13 protein-coding genes are annotated in these 13,883 nt (G+C 46.7%); 7 read left to right on the plus strand and 6 right to left on the minus strand.

Translation table 11 applies throughout. The annotated features are described in order from the left end of the window. Positions 1–6 precede the first annotated feature (6 nt). Together ACYVI1_RS16880 and ACYVI1_RS16885 are read right to left on the minus strand one after the other, a co-directional pair. Positions 7–1,761: a DUF4331 domain-containing protein gene (locus ACYVI1_RS16880; RefSeq protein ID WP_460911863.1), complete on the minus strand. Its 1,755-nt coding sequence runs from the start codon at positions 1,759–1,761 to the stop codon at positions 7–9. 607 nt (positions 1,762–2,368) lie between these two features. Next, positions 2,369–2,866: a DUF3299 domain-containing protein gene (locus tag ACYVI1_RS16885; RefSeq protein WP_460911864.1), complete on the minus strand. Its 498-nt coding sequence runs from the start codon at positions 2,864–2,866 to the stop codon at positions 2,369–2,371. 90 nt (positions 2,867–2,956) lie between these two features. Between ACYVI1_RS16885 and ACYVI1_RS16890 the strand changes: the two genes are divergently transcribed. The 5 genes from ACYVI1_RS16890 to ACYVI1_RS16910 all read left to right on the plus strand — a co-directional run bounded on the left by ACYVI1_RS16890 (position 2,957) and on the right by ACYVI1_RS16910 (position 7,240). After that, complete coding sequence (locus ACYVI1_RS16890) at positions 2,957–4,519, plus strand: sensor histidine kinase (RefSeq protein ID WP_460911866.1); 1,563 nt, start codon at positions 2,957–2,959, stop codon at positions 4,517–4,519. A 4-nt stretch (positions 4,520–4,523) separates the two neighbouring features. Next, on the plus strand, positions 4,524–5,180 hold the full coding sequence (locus tag ACYVI1_RS16895) for a response regulator transcription factor (RefSeq protein ID WP_460912052.1): 657 nt from the start codon (positions 4,524–4,526) through the stop codon (positions 5,178–5,180). A gap of 157 nt (positions 5,181–5,337) precedes the next feature. Beyond that, positions 5,338–5,973, plus strand: a complete 636-nt coding sequence (locus tag ACYVI1_RS16900; protein WP_460911868.1) for a peroxiredoxin — start codon at positions 5,338–5,340, stop codon at positions 5,971–5,973. A gap of 134 nt (positions 5,974–6,107) precedes the next feature. Then, positions 6,108–6,353, plus strand: a complete 246-nt coding sequence (locus ACYVI1_RS16905; protein ID WP_460911870.1) for a hypothetical protein — start codon at positions 6,108–6,110, stop codon at positions 6,351–6,353. Between the two features lie 113 nt (positions 6,354–6,466). Continuing rightward, entirely contained in the window at positions 6,467–7,240 is a 774-nt protein-coding gene (locus tag ACYVI1_RS16910; RefSeq protein WP_460911872.1) for a glycoside hydrolase family 25 protein, read from the plus strand. 70 nt (positions 7,241–7,310) lie between these two features. On the opposite strand, the gene ACYVI1_RS16915 is transcribed toward ACYVI1_RS16910, so the two are convergent. From ACYVI1_RS16915 to ACYVI1_RS16930, 4 genes are all read right to left on the minus strand, one after another. Further along, positions 7,311–7,595 carry a putative quinol monooxygenase gene (locus ACYVI1_RS16915; RefSeq protein WP_460911874.1) on the minus strand — a complete coding sequence of 95 codons (285 nt, stop codon included), beginning with the start codon at positions 7,593–7,595 and terminating at the stop codon, positions 7,311–7,313. 48 nt (positions 7,596–7,643) lie between these two features. Continuing rightward, complete coding sequence (locus ACYVI1_RS16920; protein WP_460911876.1) at positions 7,644–8,387, minus strand: shikimate dehydrogenase family protein; 744 nt, start codon at positions 8,385–8,387, stop codon at positions 7,644–7,646. Between the two features lie 79 nt (positions 8,388–8,466). Beyond that, on the minus strand, positions 8,467–9,105 hold the full coding sequence (locus ACYVI1_RS16925) for a DedA family protein (RefSeq protein WP_460911878.1): 639 nt from the start codon (positions 9,103–9,105) through the stop codon (positions 8,467–8,469). A 33-nt stretch (positions 9,106–9,138) separates the two neighbouring features. Continuing rightward, on the minus strand, positions 9,139–9,900 hold the full coding sequence (locus ACYVI1_RS16930) for a phosphosulfolactate synthase (RefSeq protein WP_460911881.1): 762 nt from the start codon (positions 9,898–9,900) through the stop codon (positions 9,139–9,141). A gap of 130 nt (positions 9,901–10,030) precedes the next feature. Between ACYVI1_RS16930 and ACYVI1_RS16935 the strand changes: the two genes are divergently transcribed. Both ACYVI1_RS16935 and ACYVI1_RS16940 read left to right on the plus strand, forming a co-directional pair. Continuing rightward, the gene (locus tag ACYVI1_RS16935) at positions 10,031–10,480 is read left to right on the plus strand and encodes a PaaI family thioesterase (protein ID WP_460911883.1); all 450 of its coding nucleotides are present in this window, start codon (positions 10,031–10,033) and stop codon (positions 10,478–10,480) included. 845 nt (positions 10,481–11,325) lie between these two features. Then, a complete protein-coding gene (locus tag ACYVI1_RS16940) occupies positions 11,326–13,335 on the plus strand; it encodes a hypothetical protein (protein ID WP_460912053.1) in 2,010 nt (669 codons plus the stop codon). Positions 13,336–13,883: the final 548 nt, after the last annotated feature.

Genomic DNA, 13,883 nt, shown 5'->3' on the forward strand with positions numbered 1-13,883 from the left:
GCAGAATTAATAACGATTCTTTTTAGTGAAGTCGAAGCCTCTCCACGGAGTCTGAACATAGGGGAATGAGGCTTTCAGCGTCGTATCGTTTTTGGTAACGCCCGCACTGAAACTGAGCACCTTCACTAAATTGGGTGTAACGGGGGATTGACCGGGCACGAAATCATCGTACCACAACCCAATGGCCGCCAGCACCACACCCCCTACCGCCTGCAACTCAATGGTGGTCACGTCATCCTCCAGCCGGCGCCCGTTGGGGAAGCCATCCATGTTGGGAATGAACTGCATACCCGGCTTGGCATAGGCGGGGTCGGTCAGCCCCAGCACGGCCGCCTGCACCAGGCCCAGGGAGGAGAAGTTGGGGTCGTTGCGGGGGGTGGAGGGCACGGCCATGTTGAGCCGGAGCATGTCGCCTAAGGTGGGCAGGAAGTTGTTGACGAAGGGCTTGCCGGCCGACAGGGGGTCGCCGGGGGTTTTGCCCGTGGCGAGTTGGTAGGGTCGCAGGTTGGGCACGCCGGTGTAGAAGATGGGCAGCAGGTCCACCGCTCGGGGACTGGCATTGTCGGGTAGCAGAATGCCCCCAAAGGCGGCTTCGGCCAGGGCCGTTCCGTCCAGGGCGGGGTTGTTTTTGAGGCCAGCCAGGCCAGGTTTGCCGTTGCGGAAGTCAAATGAGCCTAACGACTTAGCCTGGATCCGTACCGATCTCAACGAAGGCACGGCTCCGCCAAACTGGGAATCGTCCATGTAAAGGGCCAGTTCGGGGTTGCTGAAGTACTTGGCGAACTGCAGGTCCTGACCACCATACGGTTTGAAGGTATTCCAGCGGTCTTTCATGCCGATGGGAATAATCGCTTCATTCACTAAGGGCATACCCAGGCGCGAGACCTGCACATATTGGCCATCGTAGCTCACGTCGTTCTCGTTGTTGATGGTTCTGATCATTTGCCGACTGGCCGACGCCCATACACCAATGACAAAATCGGGGTCGAGAATATTGGTTGCCTGCGAAAGGCTTTTGCCATCTTTTTGCAACAAATTGATTGGAATTTTTAGGGCGATCGTGTGAACATTGTACCGGGCAAGCCCATCTTTGGGAGGGTTGACTGGGTTGCCGTCGGGCCGGAAGTTGCCCACATCGAACGCACCCGCCAGGTCGACAAAGAAAGGGTCATCGGCAGGGCCGCAGAATACTTTTTCGCCCGACGACGTTGTGGCAATTGCCTCCTCAATTAGTGTATTGTATGGTTTACCTAAACCAAGACCCGGCGTGTCGATAGAGCGCGGTCCAATGTTGTAGGCGGGCACGATTCCATTACTGACAATGGTTGAAAAGGGGCCGCCGTTTACGCTCTTTTCGCAAATGTAAGTGGTCTTCAGGTTTTGCTTACCCAGCCGGATATTAAAAAATGTGGTCGGGTCTTCGTTTCCTTTCGTAAACGTGAAACGGTACGTAATATCGTCCGTTGCTGTTGATGCTTTATTCTTAATATGTATCTCGTAGCGGATACGCTCGCCAAAGGTATAATAGTTGGGACCACCATCGGGTAACTGAAAAGGAATGTAGTTCGCGATGATGGTGATGGTATTCGGATCGTCCGGGCTTTTGAAGGCATAAACGTCGGTGTTATCGGCTAACGGATCAGTCGATATCAACGGGGCTTCGCGGTGGCTGGAAGCATAACTGACAACCGTCAGCAGTAGCAGGGCGCAACTAAGGAATAATATCCTCAGTCGGCTAATACACAAAGGAAACGTGTGCATACTATTCTTTTGTTTTAAGGTGAAAAAATAGACTCATCAACGGTAATGTAACTACTCAATTGACCAATAGGTTGTAAAGTAAATATATAACAACTAAATTTTAGTGATATTGGCTAACTTAATGTTAGAAGGGAAATTACTCAATTTTGAGCCAACGGTAACTTCTACGTATACATGGCTGTAGAGGAAATGTTATTTGTTAACCCATACTAAGTTTGCCTACTCAAAAGTAAATAAATTGTGCTTATTCAATAATTTATTTACTTTTTGGAACAGGATGCTTAGCCGCTCGTCAAGTGCAGACTTGAACAAATATACTCTCCTTGTCCATATATGGATTTTAGACCTGAGTATAATTCCTTAAAAAATATACTGACGTATAGAGGACATCGGTCGTAGTGGGCTATTCGGCCTGATTTTGCTGAAAAAATGAATAGTACGAAGAGAGGTAAACCATACTGAAGAAGGAGTAGTTTTATGAAGGTTATTTCCAGCAAAAAGCCCCCTCAGAATATCCGAAGGGGCTTTTTGCTGGAAATAATCAGATAGACTAACCAATTAGGCAGAGCTATTTTTCAGTTCTGCTCAGGCAGTCAGTATAAACTTACTATTGATCGATCATTTCGGCATCCGCCAGAATGTAATTGAGTTCGTAAATATTGTCAGCATTCAGCTTAAGGGTTCCCCGGAAGGTACGGCGCTCATCAGTTTTGAATTTCTTGTCGGTCTTCTTGAATTTTAATGACACGACCGATTCTGGTCCGGCGCCCCCGCAGAAAAAACAGGCACTGTACGGAAACGCCGACAGTACATAAATGTTCGATTCAAGGTCGACGGGTAACACATACCCCGTTAGTTCGACGGTTTTACCATTCAATTTCTGAATATTTTGCCCAAACGTAGGGTAAAGCATGTAAACCGACTCTTCGGCATACCACTTCTTTTTAAACGTAACATCGCGCAAGGTCTCCCACGACAGTTTTACGGGTTCAGCAGCAGCCAACACTGGCCGCTTTGGGTAAATCTGTTCTACTGGTGGCGCAGCCGGACGGAACGCCGGAGTTATAAATGAGACAACAAACAGGGCAAGCAGTAAACGCTTCATACGCTGGAATACGTTAACGATAAGTGAACAAAGGTAAAACTACAAAAAAGATTACTTTTACAGACTCATTTTGTTTCGATCACGCTGCCCGTGTCCGACTCACTTAACGATAACACCAAAGACAGTTCGGTAATTCCCGTTCGGTTTACCCGGCTCTACATGACGCTGCTTATTATTCTGGCTATCCTGCTGACGGTGGGCCAGGTACTAACGCAGTGGCGGCTTCGGGCGGTTCAGGACGAACTGTGGGTCATTCGATATACCGCTTTGCAACGACACCAGAGCCAGCAGATTGTGAAGCAGGTGCTTCAGTTAGCCGATGCGAACGAACAGCCTGATTTTTCCCGTAATGTGGCCGATTTGCGCCAGGTATTTCCCGTATTCGAGCGGTATCATTTACAGGGCCGTCAGGGTCAGGCCGACAATCCGAAAGTAAGCATTGTCAATTCTGATACCATTCAGCAATTGTACAAAGACATCTGGCCACAATTTAGCGCACTTCGTCAGGGTGCCCGCCGGTTGATGCGTTTACAGCGGTTTGGTGAAATTCAGCAGTCCGACGTTCAGGCCAGTATTGACCTGATGCTGGCAAACGAAAAACCATTTCTGGAGAAAATAGATGGTATCGTTCGGGAATACACGAGCGAACTGAGGGCCAAACTAAACCTCCTGCAATCCATTGAGTTTTATCTGTATCTGCTAACAGTGCTGGCTTTAGTAGGGATTGGTTTGTTGATTTTCCGGCCCGCAGCCCGAAAGCTAAAGCAAACCTTTGCCCAGTTGATTGAAGCTGAAAGCCAGACAACAGCCGCCAACAAAAAACTGCTGAGCGCCAACAAGTCACTGAAAGAAACCCGCCAGCAACTCTTTGAGGCCACGAAACTTCAATATCAGCAGCAAATTGACGAACAGAAATTACGGACGTCGTACCTGATTGCCGGTCAGGAAGAAGAGCGTAAACGCTTATCACGTGAACTTCATGACGGCTTGGGACAAATGCTCACGGCCATTAAACTACAAATTGAAGGACTGGAAACAACGCTGACCAGAGCAGCAGCAACTGAACAAATTTTACCGGCAACGTATGCCAAAAACCTTAAGACGTTAACTGGTTTGGTTACGCAGACTATTCAGGAAACCCGAACTATTTCGAATAACTTAATGCCCAGTGTATTAAGTGATTTTGGTATCGTGCCTGCTCTTAAAATGCTGGCTGAACAGGATCGTAGTGAAGCGATTGACGTAACCTTTGAAACAAACCTGACGACTGATACGTCCAGATTGGATAAAAACGTTGAGATTATGCTGTATCGCGTAACGCAGGAAGCCGTTAGCAATGCCGTCAGACACGCGAACCCATCTCATATCCATATTGCACTTAAAGAACGCGGGAATATATTACAACTGTTGGTAAGTGATAACGGACAGGGCTTTCAGGTATCGCAAAAAAAGCAACCCAGCTTAGTAGCCAAATCAAGCCTGAACGGCGAAGTAATGAAACATCGTCCTCCTTCGCAGGGATTACATAACATTCAGGAACGAACAAAACTGCTTAACGGTAAATTTAAACTTAACTCAGCACCCGGAAAGGGAACCAAGTTGCAGGTCAGTGTACCTTATCAACCGAATACTGCTCATCATGACGCCTATTAAATTAATGTTAGTCGACGACCACTCGATTGTTCGCGACGGAATACGACTCTTGCTGGAACAAGCTGACGGCCTGGAAATTATTGATGAAGCGAACGACGGCGAAGAGGCTCTGGATAAATTGAAGAATCACCAGGCAGAACCGGACCGTCTTCCGGAACTGATTCTGATGGACATCTCATTGCCGGGTATGTCGGGAATTCAGACGACGCAGGTAGTCAGTCGATTATATAAAAATGTGCGGGTGCTGATGCTTTCCATGCATAATAATGAAGACTATATTCTGCGATCGGTAGAGGCCGGAGCCTATGGGTATATTTTAAAAGATTCATCATCGGATGAGATGATTAAGGCGATTCGTACCATTGCCACTGGAGAGAAATATTTCAGTTCACCGGTGGCGTCGATTATTCTGAGCGGCTACATGCAGCAGTTGAAAAAAGGTAGCCGCCAGGGTCGTACCGAGCGTCAGTCGAAACTCTCGAATAAAGAGAAAGAGATTTTACAGTTCCTGGTCGATGGCATGAGCAGCCGCGAAATTGCCGAAAAACTCCAGCTTAGCGTCCGAACGGTCGATAATCACCGGGCAAATATGATGCGTCGGCTACAGGTGCGTAATGCCGCCGAACTGGTGCGGATGGCCGTAGAGGATAAGTTAATCTAAAGGAGCAGGGTGAGACCCAGGAAGCAATGCTGAAGGGTTGCGAAGTCGAAAATTGTTTTTTAGGTTTGCTTTCCAAACCGACACCAAACCGGTTTTTTACCTTTCTCGATTACTATATTTATAATGTAGATTTTGTCAACTAAAACCACTGTTTATCATGTCACTTCGCTTAGGAGATATTGCCCCCGATTTTGAGGCCGACACAACCCAGGGCCCTATTCATTTTCACGAGTGGCTGGGCAATTCGTGGGGTATGTTGTTCTCGCACCCCGCCGATTTCACGCCCGTTTGCACCACCGAACTGGGCAAAACAGCCCTGCTTAAAGATGAGTTTGGAAAGCGCAATGTAAAAGTTATTGCCGTATCGGTCGACGATCTGGAGTCGCACAATCGCTGGACACCCGATATTAAGGATGTGACCGGCTCGGAGGTGAATTTTCCGCTTATTGCCGACTCTGACCGGAAAGTTGCCGAACTCTACGACATGATTCACCCGAATGCCAGCGAAAAAACAACGGTTCGTTCAGTGTTTGTGATTGGCCCTGACAAAAAAATCAAATTGACACTAACCTATCCGGCTTCAACGGGGCGTAATTTTAACGAGTTGCTGCGTGTAATTGATTCGCTTCAATTGACAGCCGACTATCAGGTGGCTACACCGGCCGACTGGGTGGAAGGCGACGATGTGATCGTTACCTCCGCTGTTACGAACGATCAGTTGGAAGCTAAGTTTCCCAAAGGGGTTACGTTTGTGAAGCCTTATCTACGCACAACACCCCAACCAAACAAGTAAGTTATAAGGTTATTGAGGTGTAAGGTTATAAAGTTGAGCAGAACACATATAACAACTTTATAACCTTACAACCTATAACTTTATAACCAGTTCCAGAGTTATGTGCTTCAAGATAAACCAAAAATCTCACTGTTATGGCGAAGCACAAGAATAACAATCCTGAGCATACTGAAGGGCCAGTGGCTACTGCTATTGAAGAACAGACTGCCAAACTGCCGTCCGATATTTTTTTGTGGGCTTCTTTAGGGTCTATGGCGGTTTCCCTGTATTTGCAGGCAACCGGCGACAGGGACCGTAGTTTATTTGTTGGTCAATGGGCGGCTCCATTCCTGCTTCTTGGTGTATATAATAAGCTGGTCAAAGTGGAGGGTCACGACTGATGACAAACCAAAACGTATGAAACAAAAGCCTTCTGCACCGGTAGAGGGCTTTTTTGTGTCCCGTAGGTTTGGATTTTAAACCGTAATTTCGGGCCGTAAATAGACGTCTCTGCATGAAGTTTCGCGTTTTGTATAAACTCATCTCCCGACGATATGGCGTTTGGATTGCGCTGTTGCTGATCGTATTGGTAACGTTCTGGATTGTTCGTTTCCGCCGGCCTGATGCGATGAACTGGCAGTTTGTTCGTGCATTTGGCATACGGTTACCCATGCGTTATAGCATTCATGGCATCGACGTGTCGCGGCATAATGATCGAATCAACTGGGAGCGTGTTCGGCAGATGGAGGCCGGGGGCGTTCGGCTTCAGTTTGTGTTTATAAAAGCCACCGAAGGCGCAACCCTGACCGACAAACAGTTCGTTAAGAACTGGCAGGAAGCAAAAAAATCAACCCTGCGCCGGGGAGCGTATCATTTCTATCATCCTACTCGTGATCCGCTTAAACAAGCCACCAATTTTATTCGGCATGTCGACCTCGATGCGGGTGATTTTGCCCCCGTTGTCGATTTCGAGGTGATAAACGGCCAATCCGACGAAACGATAGTTGATGGCCTGCGGCTATGGCTCGAAACCGTTGAAAAGCACTACCAGGCCCGGCCCATTATTTACACCAACGGCAACCTGTACCGGCGCTATATCAAGGGAAATCTGGATGAATATCCACTCTGGATTGCTGATTATTCAACCCAACACCTCCGCCGGTATAACGCCGATAAACTCTATCTCTGGCAACATAATCAGAATGGCTGGGTGCAGGGAATTCGGGGGCAGGTCGACTTCAATGTGTTTGTCATGGACGAAAACCGGCTGCGGGATATCTGTCTATAAACCGTTTACCGTAGAGTCGGGTTTGACCGATCCGGAGGCCCCAGAATCTGACTCCATGATAAACAAAATTTCAGACGTTAACTTTGGTCAGGTCAGCAGGTCTGGCCAGCCAGTCTTTTGCTTTGGCACCAAATGCTTTCATGTGAGGCATTTGGGTGTGAGCCTCAAGCCCAGCTTCGTTGTCCCAACGTTCATGCATAATAAATCGCTCCGGGTGTTCCGTGCTTTCGTATAATTCATAAAGCTGGCAGGCGGCTTCAGTTCTTACGGCCTGAACGAGTTCGCGTAAGCTATTTTTAAGGTCTGTTTCGGCTCCCTGTCGGGCGGTGATCGTGGCAAACACTAAAAGAGGCATAACTAAGGGTTTTAATAGAAGTAGCAAAAAGAATTGGCCATGGTAATCTTATCGTTGCCAGATTTCCCAGGCTTTTTCGGCTTGTAACTCCAGCATCCGTAATCCGTTATGCACAGCACAGCCGCGTTCACGGCCAAGCTGCATAAATTTGGTTTCGGCAGGATTGTAAACCAAATCATAGAGCAGATGACGGCTGGTGAGTTGGTCATAGGGTAGGGCAGGAGCCTCGTCGATGTGTGGGTATGTGCCAACCGGCGAGCCGTTGATTAGGAGTGAGTAATCACCCAAAATGGTGGCTACCTCATCATACGTGAGCGTATTGCTGGTTTTGAAACGAGACACAACCGTGTATGAAATACCCAAATCCGCCAGTGCGACTGTAACAGCTTTGGAAGCTCCACCCGTGCCCAGTACAAGAGCCTGCATATCGGTTGGCGTCTGCCTGAGGAGCGTGAGCCAATCCGTCAGCGATTGCCGAAAGCCAAAATAATCGGAGTTATAACCCGTTCGGGAGCCATCCGCTTCCAGTTTAATGACATTTACGGCCCCAATTTTTTCGGCTGACTCATCTAATCGGTCTAAATAGGGCAGGACAGCCTGTTTATGCGGGATTGTTACATTTAACCCACGTAAGCCAGTCAGCGTGAGTAGGTCTGGCAAGGCCGCAAGACTGGGCATCTCAAATAAATCGTATCGACTATCGGTGATGCCATCACGGGCAAACTTCTCGGTGAAGTAACGTTGCGAAAACGAGTGGGTAAGCGGAAAACCGATGAGGCCGTAACGGGTCATGTCGTCAATTACTGGTTACTAAGTGATTGGTTAGTAGGTTATTGATAACTGATAATGTCGGTTTGTCAGTAACTACTAATCAAGCCCGTTTCTTAATAAATTGATAAATAATTGGCACTACCGATAGACCGACGATACCAAAAACGACTAATTCAAAGTTTTTTTGAACGATGGGGAAATTCCCGAAGAAGTAGCCTAATAGCGAAATGCTTGTCACCCATAGGATAGCTCCTAAAATACAGAATTTAATGTAGGTACCGTAGTTCATGCTGCCAGCGCCAGCCACAAAGGGCGCAATAGTCCGCACAATGGGGATAAACCGTGCGATAATGACGGTACGACCACCGTACTTTGCATAGAATTTTTCTGTTTCGGAAATATACTCCCGCTTAAAAAACAGGATTCGTTCGCGACTTTTGATGCGGTTACCAAGAAATTTCCCAACAAAATAGTTGACGTTATCGCCGAGGAGTGCAGCACCAATAAGGAGCGGGATAATGACCCAAACACTTAACTCGTTTGTTGGCCGGGCCGCTAAAGCTCCAGCCGCAAATAAGAGCGAATCGCCGGGGAGCAACGGCATAACAATCAGGCCCGTCTCGGTGAAAATAATCAGGAACAGGATGGCGTAGAGTAATATGCCGTACTCATTAGCCCATAAATCAAGGTAACGGTCAAGGTGCAATAAGAAATCGAACAATGATTTTATGATATCCATAGAAATTGTTAACTCACTACTAAAGACTATTTATTATTTATCAAGGAAATGGGTAAACGTATCACCACGCAGTCCTAACCGAATAGTTTCTAACGGAATAACTTCCTGAGGGGCAATATTGCCGAGATTGACGTTGGCTCCGAGGAGTTTAACAAACCACACCTGCTGTTCTTTTTGGGGGGCTTCCCACAAAATACTTTCAAAGGGAACCTGCGTTAGAATTTCTTCAACCAAGCCCTGCCGCACTTCGCCACTCGACCGAAACAGGCCCACTGTACCTCCTTCCCGGGCCTCGCCAATAACTTTCCAGGCACCCGCCTGCAACTCAGACTTCATTAACTGAATCCACTTATAAGGCGGAATAATCTTGGCTTCGTCTTTCGAGCCAACTTCCGAGAGCACAGTTACCTGCGTAGCCAGTTTCCGAATATATTCGCATTTATCATCCTGAACCATATCAATCGAGCCATCGGAGACCTCGGCATATTCCAACCCGTATTTATCTAATAACTTACGGTATTCCTCGAATTGATTGCGTACTACAAAAGCTTCAAATAAAGTGCCGCCAAAATAAACGGGCAGGCCCGCTTCGCGATAGATGGCTAACTTTTCTTTCAGATTTGGAGTAACGAATGACGTTGCCCAACCCAGTTTAATGATATCGGAATAGCCGGCAGAAGTAGACAAAAAATCTTCTACTTCCCGCAGGCTTAACCCTTTGTCCATAACCATCGTTAATCCACTCTGGCGAGGCTTTACGGTGCGGTCGGGTATCTGCGTAAGTGTATAATTCATCAGAAGTAATCGAGTAGGCGTAATGAAAAACGCCCAAAAGTAGCATAAGTCTTGAAAAACTCCCAAGAAAGTCTATAAATAATAGCATCCTACGGGTTTTCAACTTAGTTAAATGCTATTTTTGTCCGGTATGAATAACACAACGAATTCGCGCCTTGAACTCTGGCGCGCTCAGATTGGTCAAAACATAAATAATAGTCTGTCACCTTTCGGGCGCTGGCTCAATGGTATAATCCGTGAGGCTGATTATGGACGGTTAGTTGCTGATTTCACCATCCGTGATGAGATGACGAACCCAGCAGGTGTTTTGCATGGCGGTGTAGCTGCTGCTATACTGGATGATTTGGTAGGAACCATGGTTTTTATGCTTGGACGGGAGTACGCATACACATCAGTTAATTTAACAATTGATTATTTACACGCGGCCCGGGTGGGCGACGTCGTCAGCAGTACAGCCAATGTGGTGCGGGCAGGCAAAAACATTATTCACTGCGAAGGCCAAATTATGGCCCACGATGGTAAAATAGTTGCTAAATGCACAACAAATATGATTCAAACATCAGTAAAGCTGAGTTTGTAGATGAAATTTTTGATCGAATCAACTGTCGTTCAGAGGATAAGTCGTTATGAACAACAAGCAAACACCTGTACAGCCTCATTTACCAGACAGCAACGATTTATGAAATAAGCCAGGTTGGCGCATACTAGCCTACTATAGTAAAGAAGGAATGGGCATTCAAATCGGAACAACACAAACTAAATGGCAGTTTAATAGAAGAAAAATAGGAAGAACTAAGAAAATGTCATGAAAAAAATATTTGTTTGAGGTCAGAACAGGGAATTATTTTTTTATCACCTCATTATCACTATAATTGACCAATAATAGAAATTAAAGAAGTTTTGAGTATAGTTCAATCAAATTGGCAATGGTAGTGGCAGTGACCTGTGGCCCTTTCGTTGACCGTAATTTTTGTGAACGAATAACTTGCAGTGACAGCTAAAGTGTGTTATTTCGTGCTAATTATTGAAAAAATATGGGATAGATGAATTGACTTTTGCAAATCAGTCTTAACATTGCAGAAAAATCGTGGATGAGGGGCCATTTATTGGTGTACATCATTAAATGGTCTATGTGGCGAGGTCATTTTTGACCTCAACTTTAGGGAAAAAGGCATGTTTCGGGTAGTATTTCAGCTTTTTCAGGAACACAGAGAAACATTTACCCCGAAAATTAGTCTTATAGTGGGTTTAGCCCTTTTATGGATGGATAGCCAGCCGTTTGTGCGAAAAATCCATAGTTTAAATGGGTTTGCCATTCCCTAAGTTTCCATTGCCGCATTCGGAAGAACAACCATTAAATTAGAAACATTGCGTCAAATTAACTCAATAAGTATGCGAACATTTATCCAACAACACCCCATGAGGATGCTGGCTGGACTCGTGTTGCTAAGTTTTGCAATACCTTCTGTTAGTCTTGCTCAACAGGCTAACGACACGGTCCGGGTTCAACCCGCCACAGTAAGTCCATCAGCGACCGTTCCTTCCGGGAACTACACACGCGAAAATATCTATCGATTAGGTAAAGGTATTTATACCGATACCTTACGAAGAGGTGATTTCAAGGCACAGGCCAGTGATGTCGCCGAGCTGGATGACTGTGATACGACCTTCCAAACATTTATTTTAGTCCGGCGATTGTCGCCTTGGCGGGTAGGCTTGTTCGCGGGCCCCAACTTTGCGTATTGCGGTACTTGGGAGAATACATTCGGCCCCAACAAGCGCGATAACACCTTATATAATGGCGCTGGTTTTAATATCACCGGCAATGTCGATTATTTCCTTACGCCCGCTACTCGTCGGCTACGTTTTGCAGTAGGTGCCGCTTTTGGGTATCAGAACTATATAACGCGTAGTATCTATACCGATTATCTGTACAATCTGGCAGCATCACGTGGTTTCACCCGGGATCAGGTGACAATCCGGCAACGGGCTTCTGAAGATATGTTCCTGACCGTTGGTCCGGTTCTAACGTTCACCATTGCACGGAGCCGTCGAAATCCGGGTGCTACTACGTTCATTGAGGCCGCTGCAAGGGGCGGTTTGTTTCGTACAGAAGCTGCTACTATTACAGCCTTTACGCCATCTACACTGACACTGCCAAATGTTCCGTCTTTCGTCGAAGGTGGTGGACTTATTCGGTCAGTTAACCCCAGCACTCGCCTATATCACTTAGGTGCGTTAGGTTCGTTAGGGATTTTCTTCCCGCTACGGAATAACTGGAACATTGGTGTTCAGGGACAGGGATTCATTACGCAGTTGAACTATTTGATCATCAACGGAGTGGATGACCAACTCTACGAGTTTAAGCGTAAACACGGTGGTTTTAGTGCTGGTTTGGCTGTTCGGAAAGGGTTTATTCAGAAAAAACTTATCCCCAAAACACCAACCGTTTGCCCAACCTGCGACTCGATTCCTCAGTTGAACATCCGTTTCAACGGAGCTTCGCTTAAAGGTGCTTCGCTGTCCTTCGTTGATAGCACAAACGCGCAACAGTCAGCACCAGTTAATACAGCGGCTACGGCTCCCGTGATTAGCTGGCGTAGCACGACTCCGAATCCGAAAAACGAAACATTTACCGCTCGTTTATATTATCGTCCGGATTCGGTAGTTGCCGGTGCAACGGATCAGGTAATTGCTCAGTTAGAAAACACGACTGATACAACCCTGACATTCCCAGCCGCTTACTTCTCGAATGGTCAATTGAACCCTGGCTTCTACTACGTGACAGTTCACAACAAGCAAACGGCTAAATGTGGTACTTGCATGAGTGAAGTGGCAACGACGAGTTTCTCAAGCATTCGTCCAAGAATTACTACCCTGGCCGATTGCGAGTATCGTCACCGTCTGGAACGTTTAGAGGTATTCTACCGGACCCCTTACACACGTGAAGTGGCCAGTGTCTGCTACTGTAACGGGACAATTACCTCAGTAGGTGATACCGTTACTCGTCTTCGCTACCGTGGTCTGAACCGTCTCCTGGCTACTGCCGCGATTGAATTCGATACAAACACGGTCATTATGAACCTGAATGATCTGCCGGGCGGTTTAGCTCAGCAACTTCAGGCTGAGAAGGCTAAAATTGAAAGTGGTAATGCCATTCGCTTCAAAGGTCGCCGTGTACGTCCGCAAGTGCAGTACTTCCGCGCTGTATTCACGGTTACAAAACTGCCTTGCAATGGACAGCCTGAACAAACAGTGGGTAGCTTCAACACCACGATTAGCGACAACAGTTACTCAATTACTGACCTGAAGCCGCTAACAGATGCTCAGAAAACTAAACTGCTGGCTCCGCCTGCACCAGTTAAGAAAAGAGCAACCCGTCGCCGGGCTGGTAACAGCGGTCGCCGGTCGGATGTAATGTTCGGAGTTGAATAACCTAATAACTACTAATCAAAAAACCGGAGGCCAACGCTTCCGGTTTTTTGTTTTAACAGACTTAGCTTGATGCGTTTGCAGAGATGTCCGGTATTTCCCTTATTGATGGCGGATAGTTCGAGAAGCTAGTTTAGTTCTTCTTATATACCTTCCTGTTTAACCCCTGCTTATTGTGGAGGAGGCAGTACTTTCTTAGGATTTCACTCGTTCACAACGAGAGCCTTTCGGTTTGGCAAGTACATAAATGTTGAACTGCCACGTTATAAAATCGGTCTTTTGAGCTGATAGGTATCGCCTGTCTGTCGAATGCTTACAGGCAGATTTGCGGCTGTTTAGCTAACCTGATGCGACCAACGGAACAGATGAATTCAACAGTTTTTTCATTCTACAGGGCACTGGTTAATAAATTACTGTGGGTGATGTCAAATAGATGATGCTAAGCGTGTTTAACTTGTGGGCGGCTGGTTCAGGTGTATTGCGGGCGTAACTGTCGATGGATAAGTAGTTAATTTCGACAAATTTTGACGGGAGCGGTATACCCGGTTTAA

The organism is Spirosoma areae, from assembly GCF_054781775.1.

Bases quoted from the DNA above. Each gene is read 5' to 3' on its own strand.
- ACYVI1_RS16885 (WP_460911864.1), bottom strand. From the start codon at position 2,866: ATGAAGCGTTTACTGCTTGCCCTGTTTGTTGTCTCATTTATAACTCCG.
- ACYVI1_RS16880 (WP_460911863.1), bottom strand. From the start codon at position 1,761: ATGCACACGTTTCCTTTGTGTATTAGCCGACTGAGGATATTATTCCTT.
- ACYVI1_RS16895 (WP_460912052.1), top strand. From the start codon at position 4,524: ATGTTAGTCGACGACCACTCGATTGTTCGCGACGGAATACGACTCTTG.
- ACYVI1_RS16920 (WP_460911876.1), bottom strand. From the start codon at position 8,387: ATGACCCGTTACGGCCTCATCGGTTTTCCGCTTACCCACTCGTTTTCG.
- ACYVI1_RS16900 (WP_460911868.1), top strand. From the start codon at position 5,338: ATGTCACTTCGCTTAGGAGATATTGCCCCCGATTTTGAGGCCGACACA.
- ACYVI1_RS16905 (WP_460911870.1), top strand. From the start codon at position 6,108: ATGGCGAAGCACAAGAATAACAATCCTGAGCATACTGAAGGGCCAGTG.
- ACYVI1_RS16915 (WP_460911874.1), bottom strand. From the start codon at position 7,595: ATGCCTCTTTTAGTGTTTGCCACGATCACCGCCCGACAGGGAGCCGAA.
- ACYVI1_RS16935 (WP_460911883.1), top strand. From the start codon at position 10,031: ATGAATAACACAACGAATTCGCGCCTTGAACTCTGGCGCGCTCAGATT.
- ACYVI1_RS16910 (WP_460911872.1), top strand. From the start codon at position 6,467: ATGAAGTTTCGCGTTTTGTATAAACTCATCTCCCGACGATATGGCGTT.
- ACYVI1_RS16930 (WP_460911881.1), bottom strand. From the start codon at position 9,900: ATGAATTATACACTTACGCAGATACCCGACCGCACCGTAAAGCCTCGC.
- ACYVI1_RS16940 (WP_460912053.1), top strand. From the start codon at position 11,326: ATGCTGGCTGGACTCGTGTTGCTAAGTTTTGCAATACCTTCTGTTAGT.
- ACYVI1_RS16925 (WP_460911878.1), bottom strand. From the start codon at position 9,105: ATGGATATCATAAAATCATTGTTCGATTTCTTATTGCACCTTGACCGT.